Raw genomic sequence first — 16,822 nt, 5'->3', positions numbered from 1 at the left:
TCGAGTGGAGCTAAGGGGATTCGAACCCCTGACCTCTTCCATGCCATGGAAGCGCGCTACCAACTGCGCCATAGCCCCGTACTGGGTGCCGATCCGGCTCTGACCTCTCGGTCCGGCCTTGCGACTCGACGAGTCTACAACCTCGGCCAGCTCATGCGAAATCGGCCGGGACGTTGTGTGACAGCAACCTCATCGCCTTCCCCGTGGGGTCGGAGTGCAGCGGTTCGAGCAGGCTGCGGTGGCAATTGCCCATGCCCCCGATGCCGTGGAAAGCGCTCGCGTCCAGGCCGATCAGGGTGGTGATCCCGGCGCGGATCGCAGCGCCGTGGGAGACCACGAGGATCATCGCCCCGGGGTTCTCCGCCATCAGCGTCCGGGCGGCGACGGCGAACCGCTCCCCCACGCTCTCGCGGTCCTCGATGCCGATGCCCGGGACGGTCCTGCCGGCGCGCCACTGGGCGTGCAGCTCGGGCCAGCCCTCGTGGATCTCCTCGCCGGTGAGGCCCTCCCACTTCCCGAAGCTCTGCTCGATGAAGGCGGCCTCGGTCTCCACCTCGGCCGCACCGACCGCGTCGGCGATCGCGCGGGCCGTGTCGCGGGCGCGGGTCAGCGGCGAGCTGATGACGAGGTCGAAGCTGTGGCGGGACAGCGCGTGCGCGACCGCTCGGGCCTGCTCGCGGCCGGTCTCGTTCAGCGGGATGTCGACCTGTCCCTGCAGGCGCCCCTGGACGTTGTGGTCGGTCTCCCCGTGCCGCACCAGCAGCAGGCGGCTGCGGGGATCGCTCATGCGCCGGCGCCCTCGACCTGCAGGTCGACGACGGGCGCGTCCCGCCACAGGCGCTCGAGCGCGTAGAAGGCGCGGTCCTCGGCGTGCTGGACGTGCACGACGACGTCGCCGTAGTCGAGCAGGACCCAGCGGGCGTCGCGCTCGCCCTCGCGGCGCAGAGGCTTGCGGCGGTGCTCCTTGATGAGGTCACCCTCGATGCCGCCGACGATGGCGCTGACCTGGCGCTCGGAGGAGCCGCTGCAGACCACGAACACGTCGGTGATCACGACCTGCTCGGACACGTCCAGGCCGATGATCTCCTCGGCGAGCTTGTCGGCGGCCGCGTGCGCGGCGGCACGGGCGAGGTCGAGGGATTCGGGCGAAGCGCTCACGCGGAGGTGACCTCCAGGTCGGTGGGGACGGCAGTCGAGGCAGAGGCGGCGGACGCCGCTCCGTGCAGGGTGTCGGAAGGAAGGACGTCGGAGTGCAGGGCCCCGAGCGGGGCGGCCAGGGCCTGGTCGGTCCCGGGGCCGAGGACGCCCGTGGCCAGCAGGACCACGAGCGCGATGATCGCGAGGGCGATGAGCACCCACACGACCCACAGCAGCGGCTTGCCGCGCCCCTGCTCGGGACGGTTCAGCACGCGGCCCTCGAAGCGGGGGGCGGGCTTGGGACCCGGCGCCTCGCCGACGCCCATCTCACCGAGCTCGACGCCGTCGGCGTCGCGATCGACTGTCAGAGTCGAGGTGCTCGCGTCCTCGCTCGTCGCGGCCTGGTTCGTCGCGGCCTCGTTCGTCGTGCCCTGGGACGGGGCGCCCGCGTCGTCGGAGACGCTCGCACGCTCGGCATCCGGGGCGTGGGTGTCCGCGTCGGCGGTCGGCGCGGGGGCGGCCGACGGGCTCGGCTCCTCGGGCTCGACCTCGATGATCCGGGCCCGCTTGCCGAACTTGCGGAGCTTCGGGACGGGGGTGTCGGCCGTCGGCGCGGCCATCGCACCGCGCGAGGACGGCCGGCCCGCCGGGAGCGCTCCCGTCCGGGTGGAACTGCCGTGCGCACCGGCACCGGCGGTGGACGCCGCATGGTGGGGTGCGCCCGACGTCGGCCCGGCGGCATCGGTGCGCGAGGTCGTGCTGTCGGCCGACTCGGGATCGGCAGCCGCGGGATCGGCAGCCGCGGGATCGCCGGCTGCGGGATCGCCGGCTGCGGAGTCGGCAGCCACGGCGTCAGCGCCGGGGGCGTCGGCATCTCCGTCGGCGCCGTGGGCCCCCTCGACCGCGGAGGCCTCGTCGGAGGATCCCCCGGACGACGGTCCGTCGGGCGACGGTCCGTCGGTCGACGGATCATCGGTCGACGGAGCATCCGGCGACGTCCCTTCGGAGGACGAGCCGTCGGCCCCCGGGGCGGAGGTGCCGACAGCGGCGTCGGCCTCCGGAGCGGAGCTGCCGTCGTCGCCGGTGGCCGGGAGCTCGCCGGTGTGCTGGGCGGCGAGGGCCCGCTGTTCGGCGGTCTCCTCGGGGGTCAGCTGGCGGGCACGTCGACCGTGGCGCCGCGGCGCCTGCGGGGCGTCGTTGTCACTCACCGCCCTCACCTCCTGTGTACAGGGCGTACTTGTTGATGTACTGGACCACGCCGTCCGGGACCAGGTACCAGACGGGCTGGTCGGCGGCGACCCGGATGCGGCAGTCGGTCGAGCTGATCGCCATCGCGGGGACCTCGATGAGCGTCACCCGGTCCGCGGGCAGGCCCTCGGTCTCGAGCTCATGGCCCGGCCTCGTGACGCCCACGAAGTGGGCGAGCTCGAAGATCTCCCGGGTGTCCTTCCAGGTGAGGATGGACTGCAGGGCGTCCGCACCGGTGATGAAGAACAGGTCCGCGTCGGGATGCATGCGCTGCAGATCCCGCAGGGTGTCGATCGTGTAGGTCGCGCCCGGACGGTCGATGTCCACGCGGGACACCGTGAACACAGGGTTCGCGGCCGTCGCGACGACCGTCATCAGGTACCGGTGCTCAGGGTCGGAGATGACCTTGTCCGACTTCTGCCACGGCCGCCCCGTGGGCACGAAGATGACCTCGTCGAGCCCGAAGACGCTCTGCACCTCGCTCGCGGCGACCAGGTGGCCGTGATGGATCGGGTCGAACGTCCCACCCATCACGCCGATCCGGCGAGGCTGCCCCTCCATGCGTCAGTGCCGACGCGCGTCCGTCGAGGCGCTCTCCTGCGCCGTGTGCGCGCGAGCACCGGTGCGGGTCTTCGCGGGGCGCTGGTTCTGGCCGCTGAACAGGTAGGTGATGCCCAGCAGGATGAGCAGGCCGAGGAACATGGCGCCGCCGACGAGGATCGGGGGGACGCCGCCCTCGGAGGCGTGCGAGCCGCCCTCGGCGAGGATCAGGACGTGGTCGAGCATGTGTGCACCTTTCGATGACGTGAACCCTCACATCATCCCATAGCCGAGCGCTCCCCGGACCCGGGCGCGGCCGGGTCGTGCGCGGTTTCTCAAGCAGGTCCTCAGGGCTTCACGTGCCCGTCGCCGATGACGATCCACTTGGTGGAGGTGATCTCCTGCAGGCCCATCGGCCCGCGGGCGTGGAGCTTCTGCGTGGAGATGCCGATCTCCGCGCCGAAGCCGAACTCGGCGCCGTCGGAGAAGCGGGTCGAGGAGTTCACCATCACCACGGCCGAGTCGACGGCCGTCGTGAACAGTCGCTGCGAGGCGAGGTCCGACGTGATGATCGACTCGGTATGCCCGGAGGACCAGCGGCGGATATGGGCGATGGCCGCCTCGACGTCGTCGACCACGCGCACCGCGAGATCGAGCGAGAGGTACTCGGCGGCCCAGTCGTCCTCGGTCGCGGGGACCACGGGAAGCACCGCCGGCGCATCGCCGGCGTCGTCCCGGGTGAGGATCGCGCGGGCCGCGTCGTCCGCATGGAGCGTGACGCCGTGCGGGGCGAGGACCTCCGTGATCGCGGCGAGAGCCTCCTCGGCGACGTCCCGGTGGACGAGAAGCGTCTCCAGCGCGTTGCACACGCCGATGCGCTGGGTCTTCGCGTTCTCGACGATCGCAGCGGCCTTGGCGAGGTCGGCGCTGGCGTCGATGAACACGTGCGTGGTGCCGGTGCCGGTCTCGATCACCGGGACCTTCGCGTTGTCGACGACGCGCCGGATCAGCCCGGCGCCGCCGCGCGGGATGAGCACGTCGACGAGTCCTCGGGCGCGCATGAGGACGTCGGCCCCGGCGCGCCCGTGCTCGTCGATGCCGACGACGAGGTCCCGCGGGAGCTCCTGCTCCTCCAGGACGTCGCGCAGCACGGCGATGAGGGCGGTGTTCGAGTGCAGTGCGGCGGACCCGCCGCGGAGCACCACGGCGCTGCCGGCCTTGAGCGAGAGCCCGGCGGCGTCGACGGTGACGTTCGGGCGGGCCTCGTAGATCATGCCGATCACGCCGAGGGGCACGCGAACCTCGCGCAGCTCGAGCCCGTTGGCGAGCAGCCCGCCGCGGACCACCTCTCCGATCGGGTCGGGCAGGGCGGCGGCGTCGCGCAGCTGCTGGGCGATGGTGGCGACGCGGTCCTCGTCCAGGAGGAGGCGGTCGCGCAGTCCCGCCTCGATGCCGGCGGCGTCGGCCTCGGCGATGTCCTGGGCGTTGGCCGCGACGATCTCCCCGGCGCGCGCGACGAGGGCGTCGGCCATGGAGCGCAGCACCTGGTCCTTGCGCTCGCGGGTGAGGGTGGCGAGCGCGGGCTGGGCGTCCTTGGCGCGCCGGGCGGCGACGAGGACCGCCTCCTCGACATCGGGGGCGGCGCCGGGCGCGGCGGAGCCGGACGCCGCAGAGCCGGGGGCAGCAGAGCCGGGGGCGCTGGGAGCAGAGGTGGGCGTGGGCGCGGGCGTCGAAGTCGTCTCGTCCATCCCTCCACACTAGGCCGCCGGCCCCTCCCCGAGGCAGGCCCGCTCCCCTTCTGGACGTCCCTGGACGTGCGCGGAGTCACGTTGCGCGGTGCTACGGTCGCGAGCACCGGCGCAGCCCGGTCGCAACGGCGGCGTCGTCCTGTCGCCGTCTGCGCCGTCCCCTCGGAAGGAGTCCACGATGAGCACGATCCGGGTCCGACGCATCTACGAGGACCCTGAGCGGTCCGACGGCTCGCGGGTGCTCGTGGACCGCATCTGGCCGCGCGGCGTGAGCAAGGAGCGCGCGGACCTCACGAGCTGGTGCAAGGGCGTCGCTCCGTCGACCGAGCTGCGCAAGTGGTACCAGCACGACCCGGAGAAGTGGGAGGAGTTCGCCGAGCGCTATCGCGCGGAGCTCGACGACACCGAGCGCGCCGAGGCCCTCGACGAGCTGCGCGGCTACGCGGCCAAGGGTAACCTCACGCTGCTCACCGCCTCCAAGCGGGACGACATCAGCGAGGCGACGGTGCTGAAGGACGTGCTCCAGGAGGAGCGCGAGAGCAAGCAGTCCTGAGGCCGGGGTTGCCGCGACCTGCAAAGGAGGCGGTGCGGATGGGACAGAATCGGAGCATGCACTCCGACTCCCATTCCCTTGCGCCCGCGCCGTCCGCACAGTCCGCTTCGGCGCCGGCCTCGCCCGGGCCCTCCCCGTTCCGGCGCTCGCCTTCCGGGTCCGCGTCGAACGAACCCGGCACGTCGCGGCCGGGGATCGTGGTGGTCGGCTCGATCAACGCCGATCTCTCCACGCGCGTCGCCCGACACCCGCGGCCCGGCGAGACCCTGCACGGCACGGGAGGTGAGGTGCGCCCGGGCGGCAAGGGCGCCAACCAGGCGGCCGCCGCCGCGCTGCAGGAAGGCGCCGTCGCGATGGTGGGCGCGGTCGGCGATGACGCCATGGCGTCCGACGCCCTCTCCGTGCTCTCGTCCAGCGGCGCGGACCTCTCCGCGGTGCACCAGGTGGACGGGCCGACGGGCCTCGCCGTGGTCACCGTCTCCGACGACGGGGAGAACACGATCGTCGTGGTCCCTGGCGCGAACGCGACCATGAACGCCGCGCGAGTGCGCGAGAGCGCCGACCTCATCGCGGGCGCCGCCGTCGTCGTCCTCCAGGGCGAGATCCCGCGCGACGGGATCGAGGAGGCCGCCCGCCGCACCCAGGGACGCCTGATACTGAACCCCGCCCCCGTGCTCGAGCTCGACCGCGACGTGCTCCTGCGTGCGGACCCGCTCGTGGTCAACGAGCACGAGGCGGCGCTCGTCATCGATCTGCTCGAGGAGCACGCGGGCTCCTCCCCCGCTCCGGAGGACCTCGCCCACGCCCTGCACACAGCCGGCATCGAGAGCCTCGTGATCACCCTCGGAGCCGAGGGCGCCCTGGTCGGAGTGTCGGGAGCCGACGACGATCCGCAGTCCGACACAGCCTGGTCGCTCGTGCGGGTGCCCGCCGTCACGGTGCGCGCGGTGGACACCACAGGAGCCGGCGACGCCTTCGTCGGCTCCCTCGCGGTGCGGCTGGCAGACGGCGCGTCCCTCGTCGACGCCGCCCGCTTCGCGACCCGGGTCTCCGCCGCATCGGTGACGCGGGAGGGAGCGCAGACCAGCTACCCGCACAGGGGCGAGGAGCTTCCCAGCGCCTGAGAGCGCTGCGCGCCCCGTGCGGCCCAGGATGCCGCATCCTTCCCGACCCCCGGGAGTGCAGCGCACGTTCTGGCCACCGAGAGTGCTGCGCACGTCCTGGCGTCCGAGAGTGCTGCGTAATCGTCGTTATGAGCGCTCATAACGACCGTTACGCAGCACTGAACGCCCCGGAGGAGCCGACGCGCCCCGGAGGAGCCGACGCGCCTCGGTGGAGCCGACGCGCCTCGGTCGGGCCGGCGCGCCTCGAAGGAACCGACGTCCGCTGGCCGCCGATCGCACAGCGGTGGGACCGACCGCTGCCGGCCTCCGCTCACTCGGCGGAGCCGGTGGCGTCCGCGACGGGAGAGGTGATCAGCACCATGTCGTCGCGGTGCACCACGGAGCGTCCGTAGCGGTCGCCCATGCGGTCGCGCAGCTCCTTGGTGGTGAGCCCCGCCATCGCGCGCAGGTCCTCGCTCGAGTAGGTGACGAGGCCGCGGGCGATCACGTCGCCGTCGGGCGCCGCGATGTCCACCGGGACGCCCGCGGGGAACGCGCCGTCGACCTCGGCGATGCCCACGGCGAGCAGGGAGCGGCGACGGGAGCGCAGGGCCTCGGCCGCGCCCTTGTCGACCACGAGGGTCCCCGCGCCGCGCGTCGCGTACCGCAGCCACACCAGGCGGGAGCGGCGGCGGCCCTGCTGGGCCGGGAAGAAGGTGCCCACGTCCTCGCCCGAGACGCCGCGACCGAAGTTCTCGGCGGCGGTGAGCAGCGTCGCGGTGCCCGTGCTCGCGGCGTGGTGGGCGGCGTCGAGCTTGGTGACCATGCCGCCGGTCCCGACGGAGGAGCCGACCGAGCCGACCTTCACGTCGGTGAGCGCCGCGAAGTCCTCGACCACGCTGAGGCGCTCGGCGTCCGGCTCGGCCGGGTTCTTCGTGTAGAGCCCGTCGACGTCGGTGAGGAGCACCAGCAAGTCGGCGCCCAGCAGCTGGGAGACGAGCGCGGCGAGGCGGTCGTTGTCCCCGAAGCGGATCTCGTGGGTGGCGGTGGTGTCGTTCTCGTTGATGATCGGGATGATGCCCAGGCCCAGCATCGCCTCGAGGGCGGTGCGGACGCTGCCGTAGGTCTCGCGCCGGATGACGTCGGCCTCGGTGAGCAGCACCTGCCCCGTGATCCGGCCGTGCGCGCCGAAGGCCGCGGACCAGGCCGTGGCCAGCAGCGCCTGGCCGACGCTCGCGGCGGCCTGCTGGGAGGGCACGTCGGTCGGCCGTGCGTCGAGGCCCAGGGGGCGCAACGACGCGGCGATCGCGCCCGAGGAGATGATGACGACGTCCCAGCCGTCCTCGAGCAGCGCGGCGATCCGGTCGGCGATGATCCGCAGCCCGGTCTCGTCGAGGTGACCGTCGTCGCGAGTGAGGCTCGAGGAGCCGATCTTCACCACCGCCCGACGGGGTCCGGGGATGTCGGTGCGCGCCTGCAGTCGCGCCGGCTGGTGCGGTTCGTCGGTCACGGTGGCCATGGTCAGTCCTCCTGGTCGTCGATCGCGGGATCGGCCCAGTGCCCGGCGCGGCGCTCCTCCTCCATCGCTGCCAGACGTCCCATGCGGGCCTCGGTGCGGGCGCGCTGCTCCTCGCGCTTCTCATCGCGCGTGGGGCGGTGGTGGTCCTCGAGTCGACGGTCGGTGCCGCGGCGGCCGAGCAGCTCGGCGCCTCCCACCATTGTGGGCTCCCAGTCGAAGACCACGGCATCCTGTCCAGGACCGATGACCACGGTGCTGCCGGGAACGGCCCCGGCGCGGTAGAGCTGCTCCTCGACGCCGAGGGTGGCGAGGCGGTCCGCGAGGTAGCCGACGGCCTCGTCGTTGGAGAAGTCGGTCTGGCGCACCCAGCGCTCGGGCTTGTCGCCGACGACCCGGTACGCCTTGTCGCCGTCGTACTGCTCGGTGACGACCTCGAACTCCTTGGCACCGAACGACCGCGGGGTGAGGACGATGGGTGCGGCCTCCGGCTCGGGCAGCCGGGCGCGGGCCTGCTCGACGAGCTCGGCGAGGGCGAAGCCGAGCTCGCGCAGGCCCCGGCGGGAGACGGCGCTGACCTCGAACACGGGCACTCCCCGCTCGGCGAGGCGGTCGCGCACGAGGTCGGCCATGTCGGCGCCGTCGGGCACGTCGGTCTTGTTCAGGACCACCACGGTGGGCCGCTCCATGAGCGGAGTGCGGTCCTCGGTCTCCTCGTCGAGCCGGCCCGCGTAGGCGGCGAGCTCGCCCTCGATGGTCTCGAGGTCCTTCACGGGGTCGCGGTCGGACTCGAGCGCGGCGGCGTCGAGCACGTGGACGATCACGTGGCAGCGCTCGATGTGGCGCAGGAAGTCCAGCCCCAGGCCCTTGCCGCTGCTCGCGCCCGGGATCAGCCCGGGCACGTCGGCCACGGTGAAGCGGTGCTCCCCCGCCTCGACGACGCCGAGGTTCGGCACCAGGGTCGTGAACGGGTAGTCGGCGATCTTGGGCCGGGCCGCGCTCATCGCGGCGATCAGCGAGCTCTTGCCGGCGCTCGGGTAGCCGACGAGGGCGACGTCCGCGACGCTCTTGAGCTCGAGGACGAGGCTGCGCTCCTGGCCGGGCTCGCCGAGGAGGGCGAAGCCGGGCGCCTTGCGCTTCGGGGAGGCGAGCGCCGCGTTGCCCAGGCCGCCCTGTCCGCCGCGGGCGGCGACGAAGCGGGTGCCGGTGCCGACCATGTCGACGAGCACGTTCCCGTCCTTGTCGGCGACCACGGTGCCGTCGGGCACGGGCAGGATCAGGTCCTCGCCGCGGGAGCCGTGGCGCATGTCGCCCTTGCCGAAGTCGCCCGAGCTCGCGCGCTGGTGCGGCTTGTGGTGGTAGCTCAGCAGCGTCGTCGTCGAGGGGTCGACCTCGAGCACCACGTCGCCGCCGCGGCCGCCGTTGGCCCCGTCGGGCCCGGCGAGCGGCTTGAACTTCTCGCGGCGGATGGAGGCGGAGCCGTGCCCGCCGTCACCGCCGGTGACATGCAGGACGACGCGATCGACGAAGGTGGCCATGGGTCTCTCCTGCGGACGGCGGGATGGTGCTGCGGGGAAAGACGTGAAGGGGCGGAGCAGGTGCTCCGCCCCTTCACGAGGGTATGTGCTGCGTCGCGCTGTGCGCGCCGCGCCGGGACCGAGGTCTCAGACGCCGGCGATCACGTTGACGACGTTGCGGTCGCGCTTGCGGCCGAACTCCACGGTGCCCGCGGTGAGCGCGAACAGCGTGTCGTCGTTGCCGCGGCCCACGCCCGCACCGGGGTGAATGTGGGTGCCGCGCTGGCGCAGGATGATCTCGCCCGCGCCGACCTGCTGGCCGCCGAAGCGCTTGACGCCGAGGCGCTGCGCGTTGGAGTCGCGACCGTTCTTCGAGGAGCTCGCGCCCTTCTTGTGTGCCATGGGAAGAACCTTCTCTCGTTCAGCCTGGAAGGGCGACGCTCAGGCGATGCCCGTGATCTTCAGACGGGTCAGCTCCTGGCGGTGGCCCTGGCGCTTCTTGTAGCCCGTCTTGTTCTTGTACTTGAGGATGCGGATCTTCGGACCGCGGAGGTCCTCGACCTTCTCCGCCGAGACGGTGACCTTCTCGAGGTCGCCCTTGGCCGAGGTCACCGCGTCGCCGTCGACGAGCAGCACGGGCGTGAAGTCGACGCTCTGGCCCGGCTCGCCGGCGACGCGGTTGATCACGATGGTGTCGCCGACCGACACCTTCTCCTGACGACCGCCTGCGCGGACGATTGCGTACACCACGTCACTGCTCCATCTTGGTTCGTACTGGGTCGTCGTCTCCCGCCGCACCGCCTCCGGCGCTCCGGGGCGGAGAGCTGGGCGGGTGACGTCCGGGCCGGGTGCGCGACCCGCGAGGGTCGCAGCTCCGCCGACCGAGCGGCCGGGAACGACGATCGACGCGTTCTGCGCCGAGGGACAGCCTACGAGGCCCGGCCGGACCGGTCAAGGCTCATGACCGGTCCGACCTGCGATTTCACCGCTGAGAGCCTGTGGAACTCATCACGCGTCGGCGGCGCTGTCGTCGCGCTCCTCGGCGCTCGCGGAGCCGTCCGCGGCATCGGGGGTGACCTCGGTCGCCTGCTCCGGCGTGTCCCCCGCGGCCTGCGCGGCGTCGGCCTCCACCGTCACGGCCTCCCCGTCGACGACGACTTCGGGGTGCTCCTTGGAGCCCGTGGCCGCCGCGATCGAGGCGATGGTCGCGCGGGCGAGCGCGCGCGATGCGCTGTCGGACTCGAGGCGGTGCACGTCGGTGGAGGCGGTGAGCTCCTCGACGGCCTCCTTGGCGCTCTGGGACCCGCGGTCCGAGCCGCCGTTCCCGCCGCCTGAGCCGTTGCCGCTGCTCCCGTTCCCGCCGTTTCCGCCGCCGTTGCTCCCGTTGCCGCTGCTCCCGCTGCCGCCCTTGGACTTGCCCTTGCGGCGGCGGCCGCCCTTCGAGGAGTCGTCGTCCTGGGAGCCCTGGCCGCCGTGGTGCTGATGGCCGGTGTCCACGCCGTCGAGGTCGACGATCATGCCGCGGCCCGCGCAGGCCTCGCAGGTCGTCGAGAAGGTCTCGACCAGGCCCGCGCCCACGCGCTTGCGGGTCATCTGCACGAGGCCCAGCGAGGTGACCTCGGCGACCTGGTGCTTGGTGCGGTCCCGGCCCAGGCACTCCACGAGACGGCGCAGCACGAGGTCGCGGTTGGCCTCGAGCACCATGTCGATGAAGTCGATGACGATGATCCCGCCGATGTCGCGCAGGCGCAGCTGGCGGACGATCTCCTCGGCGGCCTCGATGTTGTTCTTGGTGACGGTCTCCTCGAGGGAGCCGCCGGCGCCGGTGAACTTGCCGGTGTTCACGTCGATGACGGTCATCGCCTCGGTGCGGTCGATGACCAGGGAGCCGCCCGAGGGCAGGTAGACCTTGCGGTCCATGGCCTTCAGCAGCTGCTCGTCGATGCGGTGCTTGGCGAAGACGTCCTTCTCGCCGACGTGCTTGGTCACGCGCTCCAGCAGGTCGGGGGCGACGTCGGAGACGTACTCGTGCACGTCCGAGTAGACGCCCTCGCCCTCGACGATCAGCGAGGTGAAGTCCTCGTTGAAGACGTCGCGGACGACCTTGATGGCGAGGTCGGGCTCCTGCGAGAGGGAGGCCGGAGCGGACTTCGACTTCTGCGCCTTCTGGATCCGGTCCCACTGCTTGCGCAGGCGCTCGACGTCGCGGGTGAGCTCCTCCTCGCTCGCGCCCTCGGAGGCCGTGCGCACGATGACGCCCGCGTCCTCGGGGATGACCTGCTTCATGATCTTCTTCAGCCGCGAGCGCTCGGCGTCGGGCAGCTTGCGGGAGATGCCGGTCATCGAGCCGCCGGGCACGAAGACCACGTAGCGGCCGGGCAGGGAGATCTGGCTGGTCAGCCGCGCGCCCTTGTGGCCGATCGGGTCCTTGGTGACCTGCACCAGCACCGGGTCGCCGCTCGAGAGCGCGAGCTCGATGCGGCGGGGCTGGCCCTCGAGGCCGGCCGCGTCCCAGTTGACTTCGCCCGCGTACAGCACGGCGTTGCGGCCCTTGCCGATGTCGACGAACGCGGCCTCCATGGACGGCAGCACGTTCTGGACCTTGCCCAGGTACACGTTGCCGACCATCGAGGTGTGCGACTTCTGGGCCACGTAGTGCTCGACGAGGATGTCGTCCTCGAGCACCGCGATCTGCGTGCTGCCCTTGCGTTCGCGCACCACCATGGAGCGCTTGACGGACTCGCGGCGGGCGAGGAACTCGGCCTCGGTGATCACGTTGCGGCGGCGGCCCTGGTCGCGTCCCTCGCGGCGGCGCTGCTTCTTGGCCTCCAGGCGGGTCGAGCCCTTGACGGCCTTGACCTCGTCACGGGCCTCGCGGACCTTGACGACGGTGTTCGGCGGATCGTCGGGCGACGGGCCGTTCTCCGAGTTCGAGGACGAGCCGGAGCGGCGGCGACGACGACGGCGGCGCGAGCTCGAGCCGCCCGAGGAGCCGTCCTCGTCCTTGCCCTGCTCCTCGCCGTCCTGGGAGTCGCGGTCCTCGGAGTTGTCCGCCGAGGACTTCTTGCCGTCCTTCGTCGCGCGCTCGGAGGCGTCGTCGGAGGTGTCCTCGGAGCGCTCGTCGTCGTCGCGCGAGTCCTCGTCCTCGCGATCGGCCGAGTCCTCGCCGCGACCGCGACCGCGACGACCGCGGCCGCCCCGGCGGCGACGTCGACGGGAGGAGCCGGAGGACTGGCCGTCCTCCTCGCCGGTGCTGTCGTTCTCCTCGTCCGCGCCGCTCGCATCCGCGTCGACGTCGTCCTGGGCGCCGTCGCGCCGGCGGCGGTCCTCGCCTGCGTCCTGACCGTTCTCCTCGCCCGACGCGTCCTCGGAGGACTCACCCCGGGAGGATCCGCGGCGGCGACGGCTGGAGGAGCGGCGCCCGCGGGAGCCGCGGCCGCGGCCGCCCTGCTCCTGCTGCGCCTGCTCGTCCGTGCTGACCCCGGTCTCCTCGACCTCTGCGGCGTCCTCGCCGTCGGCGGGCGCCTGCTCCTGCTCGGGGAGCACGGCCTCGCTCTGGGGCCGGGTGGCGCGGCGTCGGCGCGAGCCGCGGGAAGCGGTGCCGAAGGACAGCTCAGCGGTGCCGGACTGGTGGTCCTCGTCGTCGTGGCCGGCCCGCTGCTCGGGCACCGTGGTGCGCTTCTCGGGCGTGGGCGCCTGGAAGATCAGCGAGGCGAAATCGATCTGGGTCTGCTCGCGCACGGCGCGCTTCGGCTCCTGCGGGCGGTTCTCGGCGAGGGCCTGCAGGTCCGCGGCGACGCCGCTGGGCCGCTCGGAGTCCGCCCCGGCCGACGCGTCGGCCGCGGTCTCGGCGTCGTCCTCGGAATCCTCGGGGGCGGTCTCCGACCTCTCGGCGTCGACGGTCTCGTCCGCGGCATTCGCCGCAGGATAGGTCTCGGGCGCAGGCTCGGCGACGGTCTCGGCGGCGGCGGGCTCAGCGACGGTCTCGGTCGCGGCGGGCTCGGCGTCGGCCTCGACGGTCTCTGCGGGGGCGACCGGCGCGACGGGCGGGCCGGCGGGAGCGCCTGCGGCACGGCGACGACGCCTGGTCGCGGGCTTCTCGGCCGCTACGGGAGCCGGTTCGCTCGGGGGCGTCTGCTGGGCGGCGACGGTGGTGTGCCGCTGGGGAGCGTCGGCCTCGGGCGCCGTCTCCTGGTGCTGCGGGGCGCCGACCGGGGATCCGGCGCGGCGGCGCGGACGCTTCGCCCTCCCCGTTCCGCTCGTGGTGCTGGGCGTCTCCTGCGACGCCGACGTCTCGGGGGTGCTGATGTCCTCAGCCATGGGGCTGCTCCTCATAGAGGGACCGACGCACCCCGGGCCCTTCGGTCATCGTCCATGCGGACGGAAGTCGTTCGCCCTCTCCGGCGCGCGGCTCCAGGTCAGGAGCGCTGCGATGTCGGCCGCTCGAAGCATCTCGATCGCGCTGTGCGCGGTATCGGTGCATGGCTGGTCGACCCCGAGGAGGTTCCCCCTCCGGGTACGCGGAGGAAGAGCGCTCCCGGCAGTATGGCACAGGCGAGCGCTCCTCCCGGGGACGTGGGCACCCGTGAGACGCGTGCGACGGGGCCCGCGCGAGAGGACCGGAAGCGCTCGGGCGGGCTCGGGCACGCTCGGGAAGGCGCATGACGGTGCAGGCGATTCCCGCTGGCGGCAGGACCATCGTCCCTCTGCGGCCGCTCCCCCGGGTCCTACGCTGAACGTGAACGCGGCGCACTCGCGTGCCGCGCCGTCCCCTCGCCCCACGGAGGACAGGTCCCATGGAAGCCCTCGACATCGCTCGGTGGCAGTTCGGCTCGATGACCGTCTACCACTTCCTCTTCGTCCCGCTCACGATCGGCCTGTCCTTCCTGGTCGCCGTCATGCAGACGATCTCCATGCGCGCGCGCAGCCCGATCGCCAAGGACGCCTGGACGCGCCTGACGAAGTTCTTCGGGTCGATGCTCATCGTGAACTTCGGCATCGGCATCGCCACCGGCATCCTCCAGGAGTTCCAGTTCGGCATGAACTGGTCGGAGTACTCGCGGTTCGTGGGCGACGTGTTCGGCGCCCCGCTGGCCCTCGAGGGACTCGTCGCCTTCTTCATGGAGTCGGTGTTCCTGGGACTGTGGATCTTCGGCTGGGGCCGCCTGCCCGAGAAGGTGCACCTGCTGACCATCTGGTGCGTCTCCTTCGGCACCATGGCCTCGGCCTACTTCATCGTCGCCGCGAACTCCTTCATGCAGCACCCGGTGGGAGCCTCCATCAACCCCGAGACGGGCCGCGCCGAGCTCGATCCCGACAAGGGCGGGCTGTGGGCGATCCTCACGAACATCACCACCCTCGTGGCCTTCCCGCACATCATCTTCGGCGCGCTGCTGGTCGCGGCCGCCTTCATCACCGGCGTCGCCTCGTGGCACATGGTCACTCACCACAACCGCGCACGCACCGCGGGCCTGACCACCGACGAGGGTCGTGCGCACGACCAGCAGGCGCGCACGATCTTCCGCCCCGCCGTGCGCTTCGGCGTGATCGCCCTGTTCATCGCCGGCCTGGGCCTGTTCGTCACGGGCGACCAGCAGGGCCAGATCATGTTCAAGCAGCAGCCCATGAAGATGGCCTCCGCGGAGGCGCTCTGCGAGACGGAGACCGGCGCGTCCTTCTCGATCCTCACCGTCGGCGGGCCCCAGGCCTTCCATCAGGACTGCGGCGACGTCACCCACGTCATCCAGGTCCCCTACGTGACCTCGTTCCTGGCCACGCACACCTTCGACGCGACCCTGCAGGGCGTCGACGAGCTGCAGGCGAAGGACCTCGAGACCTACGGCACCACCGTCACCGACGTGCACGGCGAGCAGCACGCGGCCGACTACCGGCCCAACCTGTTCGTCACCTTCTGGTCGTTCCGCCTGATGATCGGCCTGGCCGTGTTCAGCGCGGTCCTCGCCTTCTGGGCGCTGTGGATCACCCGCGGACGGGGCGAGAAGGCGCGCACCTCCGGCTCGCAGGTCTTCAAGTGGTTCGCGGTGCTGTCGATCCCGATGCCGTTCTTCGCGAACGCCGCCGGCTGGGTCTTCACCGAGATGGGCCGGCAGCCCTGGGTGGTGGTCCCCAATCCGGACGACCCCACGGTGTTCCTGATGACGATGCAGGGGGTGTCGGGCAATCCCGCCTGGATGGTGATCACCTCGCTCACGTCCTTCGCCCTGCTCTACACGGTGCTCGCCGTGATCTGGTTCCACCTCATGCGCAAGGCCGCGCTCAAGGGCATACCCCTGCCCCGGCGCGATCCCGAGACGCAGCAGCTGGACACCCCCACCCTGTCCTTCGAGTACTGAGGGAGACACGGAGCCATGGATCCCGTCCTCACCGACCCCACCGCCGTGCAGACCGCGTGGTTCTGCCTGATCGCATTCATGTTCGCCGTCTACTTCGTGCTCGAGGGCTTCGACTTCGGCGTGGAGATGAACCTGGGCGTCCTGGGTCGCGGCGACAGCGAGCGCCGCGGCACGATGCTCTCGACGATCGGCCCGATCTGGGACGGCAACCAGGTCTGGCTGATCACCGCCGGCGCCTCGCTGTTCGCGGCCTTCCCCGAGTGGTACGCGACGCTGTTCTCCGGGTTCTACATCCCGCTGCTGGTCATCCTGCTCTCGCTGATCCTGCGGGTCTGCGCCTTCAAGTGGCGCGACAAGCTCGAGGGCCCCCGCTGGCGCACCGGCTGGGACGTCGTCCACACGATCACCTCGCTGCTCCCCTCGTTCCTGTGGGGCGTCGCGTTCTCGAACATCGTCGCGGGCGTCGCCATCGACGAGAACACGTGGGTGACGACCTCCGTGCTGGGACTGCTCACCCCGTTCGCCCTGCTGGGCGGGCTCGTGTTCGTGATGCTGTTCTGGACCCACGGCTCGCTGTACCTGGTGCTGCGCACCGGCGACCCGCTGCGCGCGGACGCCCGCGCCCTCGCGGGCCGCACGATCTGGCCCACGACCGTGCTGGGCGCCGTGTACCTGATCTGGGCGCAGCTGACCGTCTCCCACACCACACTCACCTGGATCCCGCTCGCCGTCGCCGCGCTCGCGCTCATCGCGGTGATCGCGGGGAACCGCGCGCACCGCGACCGCTTCGCCTTCCTCGCGAGCGCGATCGCGATCGCCGCGGCCGGCGTGCAGCTGTTCGCGGGTCTCTTCCCGTTCGTGATGCCCGCCGCGAACGATGCGGCCCATTCGCTGACCGTCGCGAACGCCTCCTCGTCCCCGCACACCCTGACGGTGATGCTGATCGCCGCGTGCGTGCTGCTGCCGTGCGTGATCGCGTACACGATCTGGGCGTACTGGGTGTTCCGCCATCCGGTGACCGGCGACGGCTCGGACGCCCCCGACTCCCTGCTGGCGCGTGCCCGCCGCGGCTACCGGCAGGCCTTCGAGCAGGAGTGAGACCCTCAG

General features: G+C 72.1%; 15 protein-coding genes and 1 tRNA gene. 4 read left to right on the top strand and 12 right to left on the bottom strand.

Features of this window, described 5'->3' with window-relative positions; genetic code table 11:
* Positions 1 to 5: 5 nt before the first annotated feature.
* The 7 genes from Bra3105_RS01520 to Bra3105_RS01490 form a co-directional block, all read right to left on the bottom strand.
* A tRNA-Ala gene (locus Bra3105_RS01520) sits at positions 6 to 78 on the bottom strand.
* Between the two features lie 73 nt (positions 79 to 151).
* Positions 152 to 787, bottom strand: coding sequence for a histidine phosphatase family protein (locus Bra3105_RS01515; protein WP_228358328.1), 636 nt, complete (start codon positions 785 to 787; stop codon positions 152 to 154).
* Positions 784 to 1,158: a ribosome silencing factor gene (rsfS, locus tag Bra3105_RS01510; RefSeq protein WP_152352818.1), complete on the bottom strand. Its 375-nt coding sequence runs from the start codon at positions 1,156 to 1,158 to the stop codon at positions 784 to 786. Before rsfS ends, Bra3105_RS01515 begins: the two co-directional genes overlap by 4 nt.
* A complete protein-coding gene (locus Bra3105_RS01505; RefSeq protein WP_228358327.1) occupies positions 1,155 to 2,345 on the bottom strand; it encodes a hypothetical protein in 1,191 nt (396 codons plus the stop codon). The genes rsfS and Bra3105_RS01505 overlap by 4 nt, the downstream gene beginning before the upstream one ends.
* Positions 2,338 to 2,946 (bottom strand): nicotinate-nucleotide adenylyltransferase, encoded by a 609-nt coding sequence (nadD, locus tag Bra3105_RS01500; protein WP_152352816.1) that lies wholly within the window; start codon positions 2,944 to 2,946, stop codon positions 2,338 to 2,340. The genes Bra3105_RS01505 and nadD overlap by 8 nt, the downstream gene beginning before the upstream one ends.
* A gap of 3 nt (positions 2,947 to 2,949) precedes the next feature.
* A complete protein-coding gene (locus tag Bra3105_RS01495; protein ID WP_152352815.1) occupies positions 2,950 to 3,171 on the bottom strand; it encodes a hypothetical protein in 222 nt (73 codons plus the stop codon).
* Positions 3,172 to 3,272: 101 nt separating this feature from the next.
* The gene (locus Bra3105_RS01490; RefSeq protein ID WP_228358326.1) at positions 3,273 to 4,673 is read right to left on the bottom strand and encodes a glutamate-5-semialdehyde dehydrogenase; all 1,401 of its coding nucleotides are present in this window, start codon (positions 4,671 to 4,673) and stop codon (positions 3,273 to 3,275) included.
* Between the two features lie 178 nt (positions 4,674 to 4,851).
* On the opposite strand from Bra3105_RS01490, the gene Bra3105_RS01485 reads away from it, so the two are divergent.
* On the top strand, positions 4,852 to 5,226 hold the full coding sequence (locus tag Bra3105_RS01485; RefSeq protein ID WP_228358325.1) for a DUF488 domain-containing protein: 375 nt from the start codon (positions 4,852 to 4,854) through the stop codon (positions 5,224 to 5,226).
* 200 nt (positions 5,227 to 5,426) lie between these two features.
* Positions 5,427 to 6,350 (top strand): ribokinase, encoded by a 924-nt coding sequence (locus tag Bra3105_RS01480; RefSeq protein ID WP_267062054.1) that lies wholly within the window; start codon positions 5,427 to 5,429, stop codon positions 6,348 to 6,350.
* 310 nt (positions 6,351 to 6,660) lie between these two features.
* On the opposite strand, the gene proB is transcribed toward Bra3105_RS01480, so the two are convergent.
* The 5 genes from proB to Bra3105_RS01455 all read right to left on the bottom strand — a co-directional run bounded on the left by proB (position 6,661) and on the right by Bra3105_RS01455 (position 13,682).
* Entirely contained in the window at positions 6,661 to 7,848 is a 1,188-nt protein-coding gene (gene proB, locus Bra3105_RS01475; protein ID WP_228358323.1) for a glutamate 5-kinase, read from the bottom strand.
* A 2-nt stretch (positions 7,849 to 7,850) separates the two neighbouring features.
* Positions 7,851 to 9,383, bottom strand: coding sequence for a GTPase ObgE (obgE, locus tag Bra3105_RS01470; protein WP_200500857.1), 1,533 nt, complete (start codon positions 9,381 to 9,383; stop codon positions 7,851 to 7,853).
* A 126-nt stretch (positions 9,384 to 9,509) separates the two neighbouring features.
* Positions 9,510 to 9,764, bottom strand: a complete 255-nt coding sequence (gene rpmA, locus Bra3105_RS01465; RefSeq protein ID WP_200500858.1) for a 50S ribosomal protein L27 — start codon at positions 9,762 to 9,764, stop codon at positions 9,510 to 9,512.
* A 39-nt stretch (positions 9,765 to 9,803) separates the two neighbouring features.
* A complete protein-coding gene (gene rplU, locus Bra3105_RS01460) occupies positions 9,804 to 10,112 on the bottom strand; it encodes a 50S ribosomal protein L21 (RefSeq protein WP_200500859.1) in 309 nt (102 codons plus the stop codon).
* 258 nt (positions 10,113 to 10,370) lie between these two features.
* On the bottom strand, positions 10,371 to 13,682 hold the full coding sequence (locus Bra3105_RS01455) for an Rne/Rng family ribonuclease (protein ID WP_228358322.1): 3,312 nt from the start codon (positions 13,680 to 13,682) through the stop codon (positions 10,371 to 10,373).
* Positions 13,683 to 14,158: 476 nt separating this feature from the next.
* Between Bra3105_RS01455 and Bra3105_RS01450 the strand changes: the two genes are divergently transcribed.
* Together Bra3105_RS01450 and cydB are read left to right on the top strand one after the other, a co-directional pair.
* On the top strand, positions 14,159 to 15,715 hold the full coding sequence (locus tag Bra3105_RS01450; RefSeq protein WP_228358321.1) for a cytochrome ubiquinol oxidase subunit I: 1,557 nt from the start codon (positions 14,159 to 14,161) through the stop codon (positions 15,713 to 15,715).
* 15 nt (positions 15,716 to 15,730) lie between these two features.
* A complete protein-coding gene (gene cydB, locus Bra3105_RS01445; RefSeq protein ID WP_228358320.1) occupies positions 15,731 to 16,813 on the top strand; it encodes a cytochrome d ubiquinol oxidase subunit II in 1,083 nt (360 codons plus the stop codon).
* Positions 16,814 to 16,822 lie beyond the last annotated feature (9 nt).

It is taken from the genome of Brachybacterium halotolerans subsp. kimchii, assembly GCF_020792675.1.
Classification (GTDB): Bacteria; Actinomycetota; Actinomycetes; order Actinomycetales; family Dermabacteraceae; genus Brachybacterium; species Brachybacterium halotolerans.
Note: the sequence above shows the minus strand (reverse complement) of the source record. Positions and strands in the feature narration are given on the sequence as shown.